Below are 19,045 nucleotides of genomic sequence, written 5' to 3'. Positions count from 1 at the left end.
AGCGCGCCGGGCGGTCTCGCCGCCCGGCGCGTCACCTATCCGGTTCAGAGCAGCCGATGCAGGCGCAGATCGCTGACGTACTTCTCGATCAACTCCGGCGTCAGATGCGGAATGTCCTGGTCGGGACCGATTTTCGCATCCTGCACCGCCGCCTGGAAATGTTTGGCGGGCAGCGCGGATCCGTCGATCGCCGGCCCGGGCTGCCGGTAGGCGTGCAGCAGCGGCAGCACCGATTGCTGACGCTGCCGCTCCGGCAGTCCGCGCAACGCGGTTTCGAAGCGCCCGAGCCAATCGGCATAGTCGTCTATCCGCTGGATCGGATGTCCGGCCGCGATCAACCAGTCGACGAATTCGTCGAGCGAGATGCCGTCCTCGTGCGGGTTGAGCACATCGAAGGTCTGGAAGCCGGCCGTCACCTGCGTGCCGAGCGTGGTAATCGCGGCGGCGGTGAAATCCGCTGGGAGACCGTCGTAGTGGGCTCGTTGACGGTGGCCCGCCGCATCGGTGAGGTAGAACGAGTACGGCGCGATACCGGTGGCCAGCAGGCTGAGGATCAGCCGGGTGAACATATCCGGCAGGTTCAGCTGTCCGGCGTAGCGGCTGTGCGCCAGGATCATATCGGAACGGAACACCGCGACCGGCAGCCCGCACAGGTCGTATGCCGCGCGCAGCAGCACCTCCCCGGCCCATTTGCTGTTGCCGTAGCCGTTGGCGTAGCTCTCGTCGATCGCGCGCACCGGGCTGAACTCGCGAATATCGCCGTCCTCGGTGAAACTTCCGATCGGGGTCTGCGCGGCGACCGCCACCGTCGACAGGTAGGTGACCGGCTTGAGCCGAGCGGTGAGCGCGAGCCGGATGATTTCGGCGGTGCCGACGACGTTGGGGCCGAACAGCTGGTTGTACGGCAGCACATGGTTGACCAGCGCGGCGGGATGCACGATGAGATCGACGGTTTCGGCGAGCCGCCGCCAGCTGGCTTGATCCAGGCCGAGATCCGGTTCACCGATATCGCCGGACAACACCTCGAGATGGTCGGCGGCCAGCGCCTCGAAATGCCGGACCAGTTCCGGATCGCCGCTGTCGAAGGCCGCGGCCAGCCGCTTGCGCGCCGCCGCGGCATCGCTGCCGCGGATCACGCAGATCAGTTGTCCGCCAGTGGATGCCAGGCGTTCCAGCCATTCCAGGCACAGGAACCGGCCGAGGTAGCCGTTGGCGCCGGTCAACAGCACGGTGCGCGGCGCGTCGGTGACCTGCGGAATATCCTTGGCGGCGGCCAGGGTTCGGGCATCGATGAACTTGTCGAGGGTGAGCTCGTCGGCGCGGATCTCGGTGGAGCTCGCGTGCACCGCGCCGACGGTGGGCCGCTTGGCGCCCGAATCCCGTTCGGATTCGATGTAATTCGCGAGCTGCCGCAGATCGTTGGCGGGGCTGACGATGACGCCGACCGGCACCTCGACGCCGAAGATCTCCTGCAGCAGCGTGGAGAACGAGAGCGCCGAGAGCGAATCGCCGCCGAGGTCGGTGAAGTGCGCGTCGGGCCGCAGATCCGTCGCCGCGACCCCGAGCAGCGCCTTGGCCGCTCGGCCGACGGTCTCCAACACCGGGAGATCACCTGCGCCGCGGCGCAATTCGAGCAGTTCGTTGGCCTGCTCCGCGGCCTGGGCCGCGTACAGCTGTTCGAGCTGTTCGCCGTAACGCTCTTTCAGTTTGGGCCGCAACAGCTTTCCGATGCCGGACAGCAACCCGCTCTCGATCGTGAAAGGTTCCGTCTCGATCAGGAAGTCGCGCGGAATCTCGTACGACTGCAGTTCGGCATCCTTGGCGATCCGCTGCAGCGATTCGCCGATCGCCGCCTTCAGCGAATCACCGTGGGTGGCAAGCGCTTCGGCGGTGGGCACGATGACGGCGAGCAGATAGGCGCGTTCGCTGCTGCCGTAGACGAAGATCTGCCGGACCAGCGGGCTGGTCGAGTACACCGCCTCCAGGTGCGCGACCGCGACGAACTCACCCTGCGAGAGTTTGAGTACGTTGTTACGGCGATCGACGTAAACGAGGTGGTCCGGCTCGATTTCGGCGACGATGTCCCCGGTCTTGTAGAACCCGTCCGCGTCGAAGATCTCCGCGGTGACCTCGGGTCGCTTGTAGTAGCCGGGAATCATATTCGTCGACTTCAGCAGCAGTTCGCCGCGCGGGTGCGGCTGGTCGGTCGCGAAGTAGCCGAGTTCGGGTACGTCGACGAGTTTGTAGTCGAGCACCGGGGGCCTGCGGATGATGTTGTCGATGAGAATGCTCGCGCCCGCCTCGGTCGAGCCGTAGCCGTCGTGCAGTTCGATGCCGAGCAACGATTCCATGAATTCGTGCATCTCGTGCGACAGTGGGGCACTGCCGACCACGAGGAACAAGAAGCGGCCACCCAAAACCTCTTGCCGCACATAGTTTTTGACCTCGCGCTCGATTTCCGCGAGATCGGCGCCCGGTGTGCTGCGGCGCTCCACTTCGCTCTGGTAGAGCTGGAATACCATGTCGCACACCCGAGGTACGAAGAACAGCTCGGTCGGGCGCACCAGCGTGATGTCCTCGAACAGGGTGGACATATCGCTCTTCGCCGCGAAATACGCGGTGCCGCCGCGCGCGAGCACGCCGTAGAGCATGATGCGCCCGGCGATGTGGCTCATCGGCATGTAGTTGAAATTGATCGTCGCGAGTTCGGGTGCGCTCACCCAGGCGTTGCTCACCAGGCGCTGGGTATACATCGCGCCCTTCGGGGTTCCGGTGCTGCCGGAGGTGTAGATGAGCTGCGCCAGCGCTTCGTCGTCGGGTTCGGATACGGGCGCGGGCGGCAGGATGCGGCCGCGTTCGAGCACCTCGGCCAGCGTTTCGACGGCCACCGGCCGGTCGGCGAGGCGTGCGCGCGCGGATGCAAAAGCGGCGCTGTGGTTGTCGTCGTCGGGATGGTAATCGAAGACGATCAGTTCGCGCGGCGTCGCACCGGCGAGGACACAGTCGACGGCGGTGCCGAGATGTTCGGCGTCGGTGGCGAAGACGGCGGGTTCGGTTTCCCGCAGTATCGCGTTCAGCTGGGTCGGCGACGCGCTGGCCTGCAGCGGCACCGAGACCGCGCCGAGCTGGATACAGGCCAGATCGAGGGTGAGGTAATCACCGCTGGTGAAGCCGAGAATGGCGACGAAATCACCGCTGCGCAAGGGAGTTTCGGTATTCCCGTACCACGCGCTCGCGATGGCGGTCACCCGCTCCAATAACTCGCCGTAGCTGGTGGTTTCATATCTCGGCAAGAGCCGCAAGGCTTTTCGTCCGTATTCGTTGGTGACGAGTTCGGTCGCGCGCTGTCCGACGGCCGGGCGGTCGGCATAGCCCCGCAGCACCGTCGTCACAATGTGCGCAAGACCGAGGCCGGGTTCGCGTACCGCCGCGCCGATCTCCGGAATGGGCGCGGCGTTTCGAACTTGCTCGTCTTCCCCGTACAGCTCGGCGATCCGGTGCGCGAGGCGCTCCTCCCGCGTTTCCGTCATTAGCCGGCCTCCTTTGTTCGAGACACGTTCTTTGTGTTCGAGACACGCTTTATTCAAAACACGTTAGCTTGACTAACTATTCCCCGCCAAGGGTGATACGGCCGGATATCTGCTGTGAGAATGAACACATACATCGAGGACGACATCCCCACCCCTGGGAACTGCCCAATTCCATTGTGGCCGAGAAAGATTCGCCTGTCATCTCTATTATTACGGCTGTGACCTGCGCCTTTGTCGCCCGATCGGTGACGTGGCCCGGTGTGGTCGAGTCGGTTGCGTCACTCGCGGAACGCGGCGCAGTGAAATCAGCACGGCACCGGAAAAGGATAAATCAGACATAAAGCCGGATTTCGACATCCGTCGATCGGCCCGTCCACGAAGCGGTTCGGCAATTGCCCCTGACTAGCCGGATTGAACCGTTCGCGGGCGGGGCTCGTGCCATAAATGTCGGCGAATGAGCACCCATCAATCGAGGTTGCGATGAGTAGTAAGGAAGCGGCGGCGCTGGCCGCGGTGGCGCTGGCGATCGCCGGATGGTCCGTCGGGGCCGCGCCGACGGCGGGGGCCGCGCCGATCTGCCCCGGCGCCGGGCAGCCGACGATCACCGCCGGGGTGGTGCCGGGCGCGCTGGAGGGGCTGACGGTGGATCCGCAGGGGCGGGCCTACACCACCGACCTGTACACGGGGCGGGTGTACCGCTTCGATGCCCCGGGTGCGGCGCCGGTCGTCGTCGCGACGGTGCCGAGCGGCGGCAGCGGCGGACTGGCCTGGACCCCGGACGGCAAACTGCTCGTCGGGTACGGCGCGGACGCCAGGGTGCTGATCGGCGATGCGCTGCGGCACGCGGGCATCGTGCGGGTGGATCCGGACACCGGTGCGGTGACGCCCATCGCCGCAGGCCTGAGCGCGGCGGACGGCCTGGATGTGGCGCACGACGGAACCATCTACGCCACAAACGATTTCGGCGATCTCGTCGGCCGGGTGTATCCGAACGGTGCGGTACAGGCCGATTGGGCGCATTTCCCGAGCGCGAACGGTGCGGTACTCGATCGGAACAATGAATTCCTGTATGTATCAAGGACTTTCGTGAACCCAGGCGTGAGCCGCATTCCGATCGCGAATCCCGGAGCGCCGCAATCGCTGCTCGATCTCACCGGCGGCGACGCGCTCGCCGCGCCGGACGGACTCACCCTCGATTCGCTGAATCGTCCGGTGGTGCCGTTCAATCCGAGCGGGCAGATCGTCCGCATCGACGCGCCCGGCCGGTACTGCCTACTCGGCAGCGGCGATCCGCTGACCAGCGTGGTGAGCTACGGGCGTGGTGCACAAGGTTTTTCGGCGGGCCGGTTGTTCGCGGCGACGTTCACGGGCGTCGTATACGAGGTTCCGGGCGGATTCGACCCGAATGCCACGGCCGCCGCGCCGTAGTGGCTGAAAATGACCGGCGCCCAACGCATTCGTGCGTTGGGCGCCGGTGACGCGTCAGAGGTAGGAGCCGCAGACCGGCCATGCGCCGGCGCCTTGCGTGGCCAGCACGTTCTCCGCGACCCGGATCTGCTCCTCGCGGCTGGCGTTGCTGGGGCGGCCGCTGCCGCCGTTGGCCTCCCAGGTGCCCTGGGTGAACTGCAGACCGCCGGAGAAGCCGTTACCGGTCTCGATGCCCCAGTTACCGCCGCTCTCGCACTGCGCGACCGCATCCCAGTTGTGCGCGGAGGCGGTGGCGGTGGACATGGCGAACGGCACGGCGACGAACGCGCCGAGAACTGCGGCGAAGCCGACGATGCGGTTGCTGAACTTGCGGTTACGCGACATGTGATTTCCTGCCTGCGCCCGCCTACGCCGGCGACGAACTCAGCCGGGTCCCTGCCCCCAGGAATGTCGGGGATCCTCGAATCGCGGGACAGGGTCACGGCGTTCAACGATTCGAGCTCGAACCCGGCGGTGTTCCGGGCCGACGAAGACGGTAGCGGAAAGTTCGCGGCATATCACGTACCAATAACGTCCGGAATGTCTGGAGCTTCGCTGGATGGTCTCGACATTCGCCCAGGTCAAATCGTGCACCGACTGCGCTACATGTGTGTGATTCGCCGTGTAGTGATGTGCTGCACGTCACGTATATCGAGCTGTAACGCCGAAGATTTTGTGATCCGGACCGCTTGAAAAACGAAAATTTCACACCTGTAGATAATCGAATCGACTGTTGTCACGATCATATGGACAGATCAATAGTTAATTGAATGAAAATTAATGCCAAAAGATAGCCGATGTTTTATGGCAGCTGTTTTCGCATGTTGTGGTGCGCGCTACCGTGAACGTGTCGGAGGGTGTCCGTATGCTCCGCGCCCATGGGACTTGCGATAGGAACCCACGAACTCGCCGATCTGCTGGACGAGTATCCGGAGGGGGTCGAGGAGTATCGGGCGGACCTCGACGCGATCAATCTGCTACTGGCCGGAGAGGGATTGCCGCGGCACGACGAGCCGCGAGTCCACGGCCCCGTGAAGCCGCGTGGGCATATGGATAGTTTCCCGTACAGCTACCTCCACTACCTGCGCCGCGCCTACGCGCACGCCTACCGGAATCCGGATCGGCCGCTGACCCCGGTCGCCGACGGCAAGAAGCCGATGGACGATCCGGTCGTCGAGATGCTGGAGGACCTGTTCGAATCCCATCTGATCTGCCATTCCGACGCCGAAGGCTATTACGTGCCAATCGATTTCGAGGAGGTGCTGGCCGACGAGGATCTGACGGGCGGAATGGTCGGCTCATCCGTCGCGCTGCTCAGGGAGCTGATATTCGTCGCCCCGTATCTCGGAATCGAACTGCAGGACGGCGAACTCACCGATGCCACCGCGGCGGCCGTCAACGAAACCCCCGTCGACCACCCCTTGGAACGGGAGCGAATCGTCTGGCTGGCGCTGTTCGAGAACGCCAGGGTCTCGGTGGCGAACGGCACCATGATCACATTTCAATGAGCCGCTGAAAACCGGTGTGGCCGAACGGAAGTTGGCGCTGCCTACCGCCCGGAGGGGGAGAGAACGACCGGGCGGGGCAGCCGTCACCGATTGAACAGGTCGTTCCTGAGCGGTTCACCGGTGTTGGATGAGAGTGAGCTGAGAACTCGGCGTCAGCTGGTCGGCAGCATCCGCCTGCGCTGTTCGTGCAGCCGCTCCCGCTCCTCTTCGCTCATCGCGGCGCATGCGGCCGCGCGGGTCTCCTGCAGCGCCGCGAGCTCCGCATCGCTGAGGCTTTGCCGGTATTCGGCTCTGGCGCGCGACATTTCGGCGAGCCGCTCGGGAGTGAGTGGTCGATCCATTGCGATTGTCACCTCGATCATTCGAAGGAATTGTGTTGTCGACGGCTCGACCAGGCGGTCGAGCCGTCCGAGCACGTCGAGCAGGCGGGCGCGCAGTTTCACGGCATCGGCGATGCGCTCGTCGACCAGCGCCAGTTGCTGTTCGAGCAGCCCGCGCGGATCGTCGGGTCCGGCATCGAGCAGCGCGGCGATCTCGTCGAGCGCGAAACCGAAGCTACGCAGCGCGATGATCCGGTGCAGCCTGCGCACGTCGGCACCGTCGTAGCAGCGGTGACCACCCGTGGTGCGCGACGACGGCGACAGCAGCCCGAGCCGGTCGTAGTGGTGCAGCGCCCGGACCGTCACACCCGTCTCACGCGCCAGCTCACCGGACCGCCACGTACGTTCGCCCGCCGAATCGCCTTGTGTCACTGTCGGCCCTCCTCCTCGATGTGCGAAATCCACGCTAGGACCCGACGCTACGTCGGTTTCAAGTGTGAATCCGGGCCGGAAATGTGGCCTGGGTGACATTGCGGCGGTTATATGCATCACAGGCGGCCTGCCGGAGCCTGGTCGGTGCGCTGATCGAAAAACGTTGCCCGCTGGCCTATTTCGAAAGCTGTTTGTCGCAATTGCCGGAATTGCGTGCGCCGCTGAAACATCCGGGTCGTTACTTCCGATCAGTACTTTGTAGGCGAAGTGTGTAAACCATCAATGGAGGATGATCGTGCAGCTTCTCGATTTCGGCTCTGCTGCCCTGAACCTGGCCAATGTGGTGACCGGCATCGCGGCCAACATCACCTATCTGCTCCAGGCCTGGCACGTTATCTGATAACCGCCGAATCCGCTTGGCAGACAAGTGCGGTCCCGCGCAATACGCGGGGCCGCACTTTTTTGTTCGCCCACCCGACCGGCACCGACAACCGCCGGTTGTGCGACGTCGTCCATCCGGTTGTTTGATCCCCGGCCCCGCACCCGCTTCGATGGCTGACGTTCAACCCCGACGGACAGGCGGCAGCGGTTATGCGACAGACGAATTCGCTCGGCAGGCCGTTCGCTCGGCTGTGGGCGGCGTATGCCGTCAGCGCCGCGGGCACCTGGCTCGCCTTCGGCGCGTTGCGGCTGATCGCCGTGCAGGTGCTGCATGTCGGCGCGCCGGGGGTCGCGCTGCTCGCCGCGGCCGGTCCCGCGGTCGGGGCGCTGGTCGCCGGTTCGCTCGGTCCGTGGGTGGAATTCCGGCGCAAGCGCCCCGTCATGCTCGGGATGGATCTACTGCGCTGCGCGGCAATGCTTTCCGTGCCGGTCGCGTATGCGCTGGGCCTGCTGAGCTTCTGGCAGTTGCTGCTGGTCTCGGTCGGCACGGCCGCGGCCAACCTGGTCTTCACCGCGGCGAGCGGCGCATACCTGAAAGGTCTTGTGCCCGAGCATGATCTGCTCACCGCCAACGGCAGATTCGAGACGACGCTCTGGACCGCGACGGCGCTGGGCCCGCCGCTCGGCGGTATGCTCATCGGCCTGTTCGGCCCGGTGACGACGGTGCTGCTGGACGCGTTGAGCTATCTGTTGTCGGCCTTGGGAATTCGCGCGGTCGGCGGCGAGGAACCACGGCCGTCCACCAGAGCGGCAGGCGGGCGCGATATCCGTGAGAGCTGGCACTACCTGCTGAACCATCCGCGCCTGCGTCCGCTGTTCGCGAATACGGTGCTGGTGAACGCGCTGATCATGGCGCCGGAACCGCTGCTCGCGGTGCTGCTGCTGCGCGATCTCGGATATTCGGCATGGCAATACGGCCTGGTCTTCGGCCTCCCATGCCTCGGCGGCCTGGTCGGCTCCCGGCTGGCCCGGCCGCTGGTCGCGCGCTTCGGTCAGGGGCGGGTGCTGCGGGTGAGTGGCACGCTGCGGGCCTGCTGGCCGCTCGCACTGGCCTTGGTCGGGCCGGGGCCCGCCGGGTTCGCCCTGGTCGTCGGCACCGAATTCGCGCTGATCGTCTGCATCGGCGTCTTCAACCCGGTCTATGCCACCCAGCGTCTGCGGCTGCTCCCGGCCGACAGGGTGGCTCGCACGCTCTCGGCCTGGTCGACGACCAGCAATATCGTCACCGCGCTCGCGACCCTGTGCTGGGGCCTGCTCGCCGCCGCCGTCGGCGCCCGCGCGGCCATCGCGCTGGCCGGGGTGCTGCTGCTCGCCACGCCGCTGCTGCTGCGCCGGTCCGGCGACCCGGTACCGGAATCGGTGGATGCTTTGTGAGTCTCAGCACAGAATCGCCCCTTTTGCTCTAGCGTGAGCACGGTTGGTGTCGAGAGGGGTTTCGGTGATGCGTACCGGGATGTTGAGCACGGCGGAGCTGCGGGCGCTCGTCGACGCGGGGGAGATCGACACGGTGCTGGTCGCGATGACCGACATGCAGGGCCGGTTGCAGGGAAAACGGTGTGCCGCAAGATTTTTCCTGGACGAGGTGCTCGAACACGCGACGGAGGCCTGTGATTACCTGCTCGCCGTCGACGTCGAGATGAATACCGTTGGCGGATACGCCATGTCGTCGTGGGACACCGGATACGGCGATGTCGTGCTGCGCCCCGACCTGGAGACCCTGCGTTTGACGCCGTGGTGGCCGGGTACCGCGTTGGTGCTCTGCGATGTGGAAAAGGTGACGCCCGTGGGCGAACCGGTGACACCGTCGCCGCGCCAGGTGTTGCGCGCCCAGCTGGCCCGGCTGGCCGAGCACGGGCTGCGCGCCTATGTCGGCACCGAACTCGAATTCCTGGTCTTCGACGACACTTATGAGTCGGCATGGAATGCCGGGTACCGCGATCTGACCCCGGCGAACCAGTACAACGTCGACTACTCGATGCTCGGCACCGCGCGCATCGAGCCGCTGCTGCGCCGCATCCGCAACGAAATGGCAGGCGCCGGCCTGTATGTCGAGTCGGCGAAGGGTGAATGCAATCCCGGCCAGCACGAGATCGCCTTCCGCTACGACGAGGCGCTGGTCACCTGCGACAACCACAGCATCTACAAGACCGGCGCCAAGGAGATCGCCGCCCAGTCCGGGCGCAGCCTCACCTTCATGGCGAAATACAATGAGCGTGAAGGCAATTCGTGCCACATCCACATCAGCCTGCGCGACGAATCCGGCGCGCCCGCGTTCGCGGGCGGCGGTCAGCACGGCACCTCCGACCTGATGCGGCATTTCATCGCCGGACAGCTGGACTGTCTGCGCGAATTCACCTATCTGCTCGCGCCGAATATCAATTCCTATAAGCGTTTCGTACCGGGCAGCTTCGCGCCGACCGCGCTGGCCTGGGGCCGGGACAATCGCACCTGCGCGCTGCGCGTGGTCGGATCCGGCCCGTCGCTGCGGGTGGAGAACCGGGTGCCGGGCGGCGACGTCAACCCGTATCTGGCCGTCGCCGCATCGATCGCGGCCGGTTTGTACGGGATCGAGCACCAGCTGCCGCTGGAACCGGAATTTCATGGCAACGCCTACGTGTCGCACCGGCCGCGGGTGCCACGTACGCTGCGGGAAGCGGCCCAGCTGTTCGGGGACAGCAAGGTGGCTCGGTCCGCCTTCGGTGATGATGTGGTTGAGCACTACCGCAATGCCGCACAGGTCGAACTGGACGCGTTCGACACCGCCGTCACCGATTGGGAGCGAACACGTGGCTTCGAAAGACTCTGAGCAGCGCAGCACACCCCGCCCGGTCATCGGGTTGCCGACCTATCTGGAGCGGGCGAAATTCGGCAGCTGGGATCACCACAGCGCCATCCTGCAGAACACCTATGTGCAGACCGTCGCGCGTTCGGGCGGTATCCCGGTACTGCTGCCGCCGGATACGGTCGCCTACCCGGAACTGGTCGAACGCCTGGACGGGCTGGTGCTGACCGGCGGCGCCGACGTCGACCCGGCCCGCTACGGCGCGTCGCCGCATCCGTCGCTCGGCGAGACCAGAGAGGACCGCGACGCCTCCGAATTCGAGCTGTTCGGGCTGGCCAGGGCGGCCGAACTGCCGATTCTAGCGATCTGTCGCGGCCTACAGGTGGTGAATATCGCCATGGGCGGCACGCTGCACCAGCATCTGCCCGATGTGCTCGGGCACGACGAGCACTCCGGCGGTCCCGGCGCGTACACCGTCACCGATGTGCTGACCGAACCGGGAACCAGGGTCGCCGCCATCGTCGGCTCCGAGGTGAAGGCGAACTGCCACCACCATCAGGGCATCGCCGAGCTGGCCGACGGCCTGCTGGTCGGCGCGCGGGCGCTGGACGGCGGCATCGAGGCGGTCGAGGCGATAGATGGCCCCTTCCTGGTCGGGGTGCAGTGGCATCCGGAGTCCGATGCCACCGACGACCGGTTGATGCGCGCGCTGGTCGCGGCCGCGGCGGAGTACCGCGCGACCCGCAATTCGTGACCGGAGCAAGTGTTTTCCGAACAGAACAAAGGAGTTGACCCCGTGACGGCCAGTCAGGTGATCAATCCGGCGACCGGGGAGGTCGTCGCATCGATCGAGGCGACGGAGCTCGCCGGAACCGATGCCGCCATCGATCGCGCGCAGCGGGCGTTCGCGAGCTGGCGCGAGGTCGCGCCCGGCGACCGGGCCCGGCTGCTGCGCCGCTTCGCCGAGGCCGTCGACGCGGATCTGGAGCGGCTGGCCGAACTCGAGGTCGCGAATGCGGGCCACACCATCGGCAACGCCCGCTGGGAGGCCGGAAACGTCAGGGACGTACTGCATTTCGCGGCGGGTATGCCGGAACGTCTACTCGGCGACCAGATTCCGGTCGCGGGCGGTGTCGATATCACCTTCCGCGAACCGCTCGGCGTCGTCGGCGTCATCGTGCCGTGGAACTTCCCGATGCCGATCGCGGGCTGGGGTTTCGCGCCCGCGCTCGCCGCGGGCAATACGGTGGTGCTCAAACCCGCCGAGCTGACGCCGCTCACCGCGCTGCGGCTCGGCGAGCTGGCACTGGCGGCGGGCCTGCCCGAGGACGTTTTCCAGGTGTTGCCGGGTAAGGGTGCGGTGGTCGGGCAGCGTTTCGTCACCCATCCCGCGGTGCGCAAGGTGGTGTTCACCGGATCCACCGAGGTCGGCAAGCAGATCATGGCGGGCTGCGCCGAGCAGGTGAAGCGGGTGACGCTCGAATTGGGCGGCAAGAGCGCCAATATCGTCTTCGCCGACGCCGATCTGGACCGCGCCGCCGCCACCGCGCCGTACGGCGTATTCGACAACGCCGGGCAGGACTGCTGTGCGCGCTCCCGAATCCTGGTGCAGCGCAGCGTCTTCGATCGCTTCCTCGAACTGCTCGAGCCGGCCGTGCACGGCGTGCGGGTCGGCGATCCCGCCGCCGCGGCCACCGAGATGGGCCCGCTGATCTCGGCCGCGCACCGGGCGAAGGTCGCCGGATATGTCGAGCAGGCCAAGGTCGCGTTCCAGGGAACCCGGCCCGAGGGCCCCGGATTCTGGTATCCGCCAACGGTTGTGCTCCCCGACGGCCCGGACGACCGGGTGGTCCGGGAGGAGATCTTCGGACCCGTCGTCGCGGTGCTGCCGTTCGACGACGAGGCCGATGCCATTCGGATCGCCAACGATACGGAATACGGGCTGTCCGGCTCGATCTGGACCGGCGACGTCGGGCGCGCCCTGCGGGTTTCGCGGGCGGTGGAAGCCGGGAACCTGTCGGTGAATTCGCATTCCTCCGTGCGCTATTGGACGCCGTTCGGCGGATTCAAACAGTCCGGACTCGGCCGCGAGCTCGGACCGGACGCGGCGCTGGCCTTCACCGAAACGAAGAACGTCTTCATCGCCACCAATTGAAAGGAGAAGCGTTGCAGCGCTTACAGGATCGGGTCGCCGTCGTCACCGGCGGCGGTTCCGGGATCGGACTGGCCACGGTGCGCCGGTTCGCGGCGGAGGGCGCCAAGGTGGTGGTCGCCGATATCGATGCGACATCGGGCGGGGCAGCGGCCGCCGAGGTCGGCGGGCTCTACGTGAAGGTGGATGTCACCGACGAGGAACAGGTCAGGGATATGTTCCGGACGGCGGTGGACACCTACGGCGGCCTCGACATCGCCTTCAACAATGCGGGAATCTCACCGCCGGAAGATGATTCGATCCTGACCACCGGCATCGACGCCTGGCGCCGGGTGCAGGAGGTGAACCTGACCTCGGTATACCTGTGCAGCAAGTACGCCATCGAGCACATGCTGGAACGCGGTAAGGGTTCGGTGATCAACACCGCGTCGTTCGTCGCCGTCATGGGCGCGGCCACCTCGCAGATCTCCTACACCGCCTCGAAGGGCGGCGTGCTAGCGATGAGCCGCGAGCTCGGAGTTCAGTTCGCTCGCAACGGGATTCGGGTCAACGCGCTGTGCCCCGGTCCGGTGAATACGCCGCTGCTGCAGGAGCTGTTCGCCAAGGATCCCGAGCGGGCGGCCCGCCGACTGGTGCACATCCCGATCGGCCGGTTCGCCGAACCGGAGGAGATCGCCGCGGCGGTCGCCTTCCTCGCCAGCGATGACGCCTCCTTCATCACCGCATCGCAGTTCCTGGTGGACGGCGGTATCGCGGGCGCGTATGTGACGCCGATCTGACCGTCTCCCAGGCTTATTCACCCTGAGCGATACGGGTCGAATCCGGATGAACGCCCGTTTACGCTGCCTCCCATGGCAGATGAGGCGATCCGCAGCGGTCGACTATCGGGTACGACGCGGGTCGAGGCATTCAGCGACGGGGTGATGGCGATCGCTATCACCCTGTTGATCCTCGACATTCGGGTGCCCGAGCATCAACCGGGTCAGCTGCTGGAGGCGCTCGCCCATATCTGGCCGTCGTATGTCGCCTATCTGGCGGCCTTTCTGACGGTCGGGATCGTGTGGATGAATCACCACACTTACTTCGGCAGGCTGCGCCGCCTCGATCACGTGATTCGCTGGTGGAATCTGATGCTGCTGCTCGGCGTCTCCGTATTGCCGTTCCCCACCGGCATTCTCGCGGAGAACGTGGTGCACGGCGCGCACCGTGACGCGCAGGTCGCGGCCGCGCTGTTCGGGCTGGCCGGGGTGCTGATGACGGTGCCGTGGTGGCCGCTGCACCGGCGGCTCGTGCACCATCCGGAACTGTTCGAACCCGGCTTCGACGCGGAATTCGCACGCCGCGAAAGCTTTCGCGCCTGGCCGGGTATCGCCATCTACGCGGTGTGCATCGTGATCGGCTTCATCATGCCGATCGCGGCGCTGGCCCTCTATCTCATCATCGCGATCTTCTACGCCTTCACCAGTCAGGGCTGGGGTGATCCGGCGGTCGCCGAGTCCGAGTAGAAAGGGCCGCGCCCACACCGTAATTCGCTACTTCGGCGCGCCGAGCCTGGCCCCGCCGTCGACCCGCACCACGATGCCGGTGGTGAAGCCGTTGTCCACCAGGAAGTCGATCGCCTTGGCGATATCGTCGGCGGTGCCGATCCGGCCGACCGGGGTGGTCGCCGAGAGTTGCGCGAAGACGTCGGCCCTGGCCTCGTCGGGCAGGAAGTTCCACCATTCGGTGTCGATGACGCCGGGCGAGACCGCGTTCACCCGTACCGGAGCCAGCTCCACCGCGAGTACCGGAACCAGCGCCTCGACACCGGCGTTCACGGCCGCGAGCACCGCGGTGGCCGGCATCGAGCCGCCCGCCGAGGCCGACGAGACCAGGGTGATCGACCCGGTCGGGCTCAGGTGCGGCAGTGCGGCCTGAACGATTGCGAAGTGCGGCAACAGTTTTCCGGACAGGTGGGCCTGGAAGTGGTCGAGGTCGATTTCCCGGAACGGCTTGGTGCCGGACGGGCCGGTGACCGTCACCACCACATGGTCGACCGGGCCGACCTCGGCGAACAGCCGCGCCAGATCCTGCGGATCGCGCGCGTCGACGGTTTGTCCGGTGACCTCGGGGTCGAGTTCGGCCAGCGCCGCGGCGAGCCGCTGCTCGCTGCGGCCCGCGATCACCACCGCCACACCACGTGCCGCGAGCCGCTCGGCGGTGGCGAGGCCGATTCCGGAAGTCCCGCCGACGATGACGACGCGCTCGCGCATAACTGCCTCCATATTTTCGAGCCTCTGTGCCTCGTAAATATATTCGAGGCATGGTGTCTTGTAAAGTGATCCGCATGACAGGAACAAGGGGACGCCCGCGCAGCGAGGACGCCAGGCGCGCGATCCTGCGGGCCGCGCTGGACCTGTGCGAGCGCGACGGCTATCAGGGCGTGACCATCAAGGCCATCGCCGAGGCCGCAGGCGTCGGCAGGCAGACGGTCTATCGCTGGTGGCCGGACAAGGCGTCGGTACTGCTGGAGGCGCTGGTCGATCTCGCGAAAGATCAAGGGGCGCTGTGGCCGCCGGAGCCGCCGTCGGATGTGCTCGCCGCCGTCGAAGAGCTGCTGACGACCGTCTACGAACTGGCCCGGACGAATACCGGAACGGCGCTGGTCGGGCTGATGGCGGACGCGCAGAGCAATGCCGAATTGGCGAAACAGTTGCGGGACAGCGTGCTCGGCCCGCGCCGGGCCGTGCTGCGCGAGCTGCTGGCGCGCGGCGTCGAGACGGGTGAGCTGAATGCCGCGGTTTCGCTGGATCTGGTGGTGGACTTCGCCTTCGGCGCGATGTGGTACCGATTGTTGGGTCAGCACGCGCCCGTGCACGCCGCGCTCGCGCGGGAGGTCACCGCGGCGATCGGCGCGATGCTCGGAAAACGCTGAGCACTTCCGAAACGAATCCGGCTGCGCACCAGGCGGATTGATCCCACGTCCGCGAAATCCAGAATTAACTCCGGGTAACCGGAGGGAAACCTCGGATGCCGACACTTGGTGGATCAGTGTGACGCGAGACACCTTACGCCACAGAGTTTTCGGCGCTGGAACGAGCGCCGCCGCGCAGTGAGGCAGCGCAGAATCATGTCACCCTACCCCGATTGGTTCAATCCTGGTGACAATGCCTGGCAGTTGGTTGCCGCGACCCTCGTCGGCCTGATGAGCATCCCCGGCATCGCCATCCTGTACGGCGGTATCGTGCAACGAAAATGGGCCGTCAACACGATTCTCATGGCGTTCACCGGATTTTCGCTGGTGTTGGTCGTGTGGGTGTTGTGGGTCTTCAAGATGGGCTTCGGCGAGCCGCTGCGGCTCGGTCCCGGCATCCTGCGGGCGGTCGTCGGCGTACCGCACACCGTGCTCGGCTCCGGCAACCAGAACCAGGCCGTCATACCGCTGTTGAACGGCGCCATGCCGAAATTCCGCTTCTCCGAAACGACCTTGGCGTATTTCCAGTTCGTATTCGCCGGTATCACGCCGCTGCTGTTCCTCGGCAGCGTTATCGGGCGGATGAATTTCAAGGTGTGGCTGCTGTTCGTGCCGCTGTGGTCCACCTTCGCCTACGGGGTGAACGCCTTTCTGCTGTGGGGCGGCGGCTGGTGGTCGCAGCTGGGCGCGCTGGACTATTCGGGCGGGTACGTCATCCATTTGGCCGCGGGCACAACGGGATTCGTCGCCGCCGCGGTGATAGGCCCGCGGCTGGCCAGGGATCGGGAACGCGCGGTGCCGAACAATCTGCCGATGGCCGCGGCGGGCGCGGGCGTACTGTGGCTGGGCTGGAACGGATTCAACGGCGGCGATCCGTACTTCGCCGGCGCGGACGCCTCGCTCGCGGTGCTGAACACGAACCTCTGCACCGCCGTCGCATTGCTGACCTGGGTGATCTGGGATATTTTCGCGGGCCCGGCCCGGCGGCCCAATTTCCTCGGCGCGATCAACGGCATGATCACCGGCCTGGTGGCCATCACACCGGCGGCCGGTTATGTCAACAGCTTCGGCGCGCTGATCATCGGCGTCGTCGCGTCGACGCTGGTGTGGCTGTCGTGGAACAAGTTGGGGCGCACCAGATTATTCCGCAAGGTGGACGACACCCTCGGCGTCTTCCACACCCACGGCGTCGCGGGGCTCACCGGCGGCCTTCTAGTGGGTGTGCTCGCCGACCCACATGTCATCGTCTACTTAGGCAACGGGAAAGACGTTGCGGACGTGACCTATTCGGGCTGGCTGTACGGCCATCATCCGAAACTGCTGCTCTGGCAGGCCGGCGCGGCGGCGACGGTGATCGTGTGGGACGCGCTCGTCACCGTGCTGATCCTGAAGTTCTTAGGGCTTTTCATGAACCTGCGGATGCCGGACGATGTGCTGGAGACCGGTGATGTGGCCGCGCAGGAGGAGGAGGCCTACCCGGACGAGCACCTGGTATCGGCGAACCTACAACCGAATGCTCTACCTAAGTAACTCCACAGGATGATCTCAGGATCATCCTGGCGGGGGAAGCGCGGTACCCGTCTCGGGAACAAGACTGTTTCGCTGTGGGGTTTCGCGATGGTGTTCGACACGCGACCGCCCGGCTGAGACAGGTGCCGCCGTGGTCGGTCGATGTCGTTGTCACCGTTGCGGTCACGGTGGCGACGGTCGGGCCCGTCCTGGCCGACCAGCGGCCCTGGTGGATCGTGCTGATCGCGGTGGTGGCCTCGGCGCCGGTGCTGTTGCGTCGCCGCGCCCCGGTGCTCGTGCTGACGATCGTCGGTTCCGCGCTGACCGTGCTCGGCTGCGTCGACGCCATGCCCGCACTGCCGTACGGCACCGTCGTCAGTGCGTACACGATCGCCGCCCACTGCTCGCTGACCTGGCGGATCGTCGCTTTCATCGGAATCGGCGCGGGCATTCTGGTCTCGCTGATCGTGCCGAACGAGCAGCCGCAAGCCTACGGTTATGCCGCGATGTCGTTCGTCACCGCGTGGGCGCTCGGCACCGGCGTGCGGGCCAGGAACAACCAGATCGCCCTGCTGCGGGAGCGGGCGCGGCGATTGGAGGAGGAGCGGGTGGCCGCGGTCGCCCAGGAACGCGTGCGCATCGCCAGGGATATGCACGATATCGTCACCCACGCCGTCGGTTTGATGATCGTGCAGGCCGAGACCGGACCCCTGCTCACCCACAGCGATCCGGACCGCGCCGACGCCACCTTCGCCGGGATCGCCGACACCGGGCGCGATGCCGTTCGCCAATTGCGCGGCAGCATCGAGACTTTGCGCGACGGCACCGAACCGCGGCATCAGCCCGGCATCGCGGCGATCTCGGATCTGGTCGAGCTGTCCAAGCGCGGTGGGCTGGCCGCCACCTTCAACGAATACGGCACGCCCCGACCGATTTCCGGCGATATCGAGGTCACCGCGTACCGGGTGGTGCAGGAGGCGCTGACCAACACCATGAAGCATGCGGGCGCCACCTGTGTGCGGGTTGTGCTGCGCTGGTCCGACGATTGGTTGACGGTGCGGGTGAGCGACGACGGGCACGGTCGCGGCGACGGCCTCGCGGAGACGATCGGCTACGGGCTGCTCGGCATGCGCGAGCGGGTCAGCGCCTGCGGCGGTCTGCTGCGCGACGGCCAATCCGATTACGGTTTCACGGTATTCGCGGAACTGCCGATCTGAGGTGGGTACCCGGGTGCTGGTCGTCGACGATCAGGAGCTGTTTCGCAGCGGATTCGCGCTGATCCTCGGCGCGGAACCGGATATCACCGTGGTCGGCGAGGCCGCCGACGGCATCGCGGCCGTCGCCGAAACCGTTGCGCGGCAACCGGACGTGGTGGTGATGGATGTGCGGATGCCGCACCTGGACGGCGTCGCGGCGACCAGGGAGATCTGCGCGCGGACCGCGGCGAAAGTGTTGGTGCTCACCATGTTCGACGTGGACGACTATGTGTATGCCGCGCTGCGGGCCGGTGCGAGCGGATTCCTGCTGAAGGATATGCGCCGCGCCGAACTGGTCGCGGCGGTGCGGGTGATCGCGGCCGGGGAGGCGCTTTTCGCGCCGACGGTCACCCGGCGGCTGATCGAGACGCTGGTACACGGCGGCCGTCCCCGGCCCGAATTGGCGAAACGCTTGGGCGAGTTGACCGAACGTGAGCGGACCACACTCGGCCAGCTGGCCCGAGGGCAGTCGAACGCGGAAATCGCCGCGGCGCTCACGATATCCGAGCACACCGTGAAAACCCATGTGAGCGCGATACTTTCGAAGCTCGGGCTGCGCGATCGGGTGCAGGCGGTGGTCTTCGCCTATGAGTCGGGGCTGATCGTCCCCGGGGTATGAGTCGTACGAGGGAGGGCGAATTCGTCCTCGTCGGTGATGTCCGCCGAAGCCCGCGCGACGACCATCGGAGGCGTCT

Annotated in this window: 16 protein-coding genes; 12 read left to right on the top strand and 4 right to left on the bottom strand. The window is 66.2% G+C overall.

Annotated features, from left to right (window positions below):
- Positions 1-44 precede the first annotated feature (44 nt).
- Positions 45-3,530: a carboxylic acid reductase gene (car, locus tag LGY53_RS00255; protein ID WP_225724597.1), complete on the bottom strand. Its 3,486-nt coding sequence runs from the start codon at positions 3,528-3,530 to the stop codon at positions 45-47.
- A gap of 480 nt (positions 3,531-4,010) precedes the next feature.
- Between car and LGY53_RS00250 the strand changes: the two genes are divergently transcribed.
- Entirely contained in the window at positions 4,011-4,958 is a 948-nt protein-coding gene (locus tag LGY53_RS00250; RefSeq protein ID WP_225724596.1) for an SMP-30/gluconolactonase/LRE family protein, read from the top strand.
- A gap of 54 nt (positions 4,959-5,012) precedes the next feature.
- On the opposite strand, the gene LGY53_RS00245 is transcribed toward LGY53_RS00250, so the two are convergent.
- Positions 5,013-5,342: a transglycosylase family protein gene (locus LGY53_RS00245; protein ID WP_167477206.1), complete on the bottom strand. Its 330-nt coding sequence runs from the start codon at positions 5,340-5,342 to the stop codon at positions 5,013-5,015.
- A gap of 533 nt (positions 5,343-5,875) precedes the next feature.
- Between LGY53_RS00245 and LGY53_RS00240 the strand changes: the two genes are divergently transcribed.
- On the top strand, positions 5,876-6,505 hold the full coding sequence (locus LGY53_RS00240; protein WP_225724595.1) for a hypothetical protein: 630 nt from the start codon (positions 5,876-5,878) through the stop codon (positions 6,503-6,505).
- A 152-nt stretch (positions 6,506-6,657) separates the two neighbouring features.
- On the opposite strand, the gene LGY53_RS00235 is transcribed toward LGY53_RS00240, so the two are convergent.
- Positions 6,658-7,257: a MerR family transcriptional regulator gene (locus LGY53_RS00235; RefSeq protein ID WP_225724594.1), complete on the bottom strand. Its 600-nt coding sequence runs from the start codon at positions 7,255-7,257 to the stop codon at positions 6,658-6,660.
- Positions 7,258-7,848: 591 nt separating this feature from the next.
- On the opposite strand from LGY53_RS00235, the gene LGY53_RS00230 reads away from it, so the two are divergent.
- The 6 genes from LGY53_RS00230 to LGY53_RS00205 all read left to right on the top strand — a co-directional run bounded on the left by LGY53_RS00230 (position 7,849) and on the right by LGY53_RS00205 (position 14,137).
- Positions 7,849-9,072: an MFS transporter gene (locus LGY53_RS00230; RefSeq protein WP_225724593.1), complete on the top strand. Its 1,224-nt coding sequence runs from the start codon at positions 7,849-7,851 to the stop codon at positions 9,070-9,072.
- Between the two features lie 67 nt (positions 9,073-9,139).
- Entirely contained in the window at positions 9,140-10,504 is a 1,365-nt protein-coding gene (locus LGY53_RS00225; RefSeq protein ID WP_225725640.1) for a glutamine synthetase family protein, read from the top strand.
- A complete protein-coding gene (locus LGY53_RS00220; protein WP_225724592.1) occupies positions 10,485-11,234 on the top strand; it encodes a gamma-glutamyl-gamma-aminobutyrate hydrolase family protein in 750 nt (249 codons plus the stop codon). The genes LGY53_RS00225 and LGY53_RS00220 overlap by 20 nt, the downstream gene beginning before the upstream one ends.
- A 42-nt stretch (positions 11,235-11,276) precedes the next feature.
- The gene (locus LGY53_RS00215) at positions 11,277-12,635 is read left to right on the top strand and encodes an aldehyde dehydrogenase (protein ID WP_225724591.1); all 1,359 of its coding nucleotides are present in this window, start codon (positions 11,277-11,279) and stop codon (positions 12,633-12,635) included.
- Positions 12,636-12,646: 11 nt separating this feature from the next.
- On the top strand, positions 12,647-13,411 hold the full coding sequence (locus tag LGY53_RS00210) for a 3-oxoacyl-ACP reductase (RefSeq protein WP_167477200.1): 765 nt from the start codon (positions 12,647-12,649) through the stop codon (positions 13,409-13,411).
- Positions 13,412-13,483: 72 nt separating this feature from the next.
- Positions 13,484-14,137 carry a TMEM175 family protein gene (locus tag LGY53_RS00205; RefSeq protein WP_225724590.1) on the top strand — a complete coding sequence of 218 codons (654 nt, stop codon included), beginning with the start codon at positions 13,484-13,486 and terminating at the stop codon, positions 14,135-14,137.
- Positions 14,138-14,164: 27 nt separating this feature from the next.
- On the opposite strand, the gene LGY53_RS00200 is transcribed toward LGY53_RS00205, so the two are convergent.
- Positions 14,165-14,884 (bottom strand): SDR family oxidoreductase, encoded by a 720-nt coding sequence (locus LGY53_RS00200; protein WP_225724589.1) that lies wholly within the window; start codon positions 14,882-14,884, stop codon positions 14,165-14,167.
- Between the two features lie 74 nt (positions 14,885-14,958).
- On the opposite strand from LGY53_RS00200, the gene LGY53_RS00195 reads away from it, so the two are divergent.
- The 4 genes from LGY53_RS00195 to LGY53_RS00180 all read left to right on the top strand — a co-directional run bounded on the left by LGY53_RS00195 (position 14,959) and on the right by LGY53_RS00180 (position 18,969).
- Positions 14,959-15,546: a TetR/AcrR family transcriptional regulator gene (locus LGY53_RS00195; protein WP_225724588.1), complete on the top strand. Its 588-nt coding sequence runs from the start codon at positions 14,959-14,961 to the stop codon at positions 15,544-15,546.
- 195 nt (positions 15,547-15,741) lie between these two features.
- Complete coding sequence (locus tag LGY53_RS00190; RefSeq protein WP_225724587.1) at positions 15,742-17,115, top strand: ammonium transporter; 1,374 nt, start codon at positions 15,742-15,744, stop codon at positions 17,113-17,115.
- Between the two features lie 122 nt (positions 17,116-17,237).
- Complete coding sequence (locus LGY53_RS00185) at positions 17,238-18,311, top strand: sensor histidine kinase (RefSeq protein ID WP_225724586.1); 1,074 nt, start codon at positions 17,238-17,240, stop codon at positions 18,309-18,311.
- 1 nt (position 18,312) lies between these two features.
- Positions 18,313-18,969, top strand: a complete 657-nt coding sequence (locus tag LGY53_RS00180) for a response regulator transcription factor (protein ID WP_167477194.1) — start codon at positions 18,313-18,315, stop codon at positions 18,967-18,969.
- Positions 18,970-19,045: the final 76 nt, after the last annotated feature.

This window comes from Nocardia sp. JCM 34519.1 (assembly GCF_020361265.1).
GTDB classification, from domain to species: Bacteria; Actinomycetota; Actinomycetes; order Mycobacteriales; family Mycobacteriaceae; genus Nocardia; species Nocardia arthritidis_A.
The sequence above is the reverse complement of the archived record's forward strand: the minus strand, read 5'-3'. Positions and strand labels throughout refer to the sequence as shown.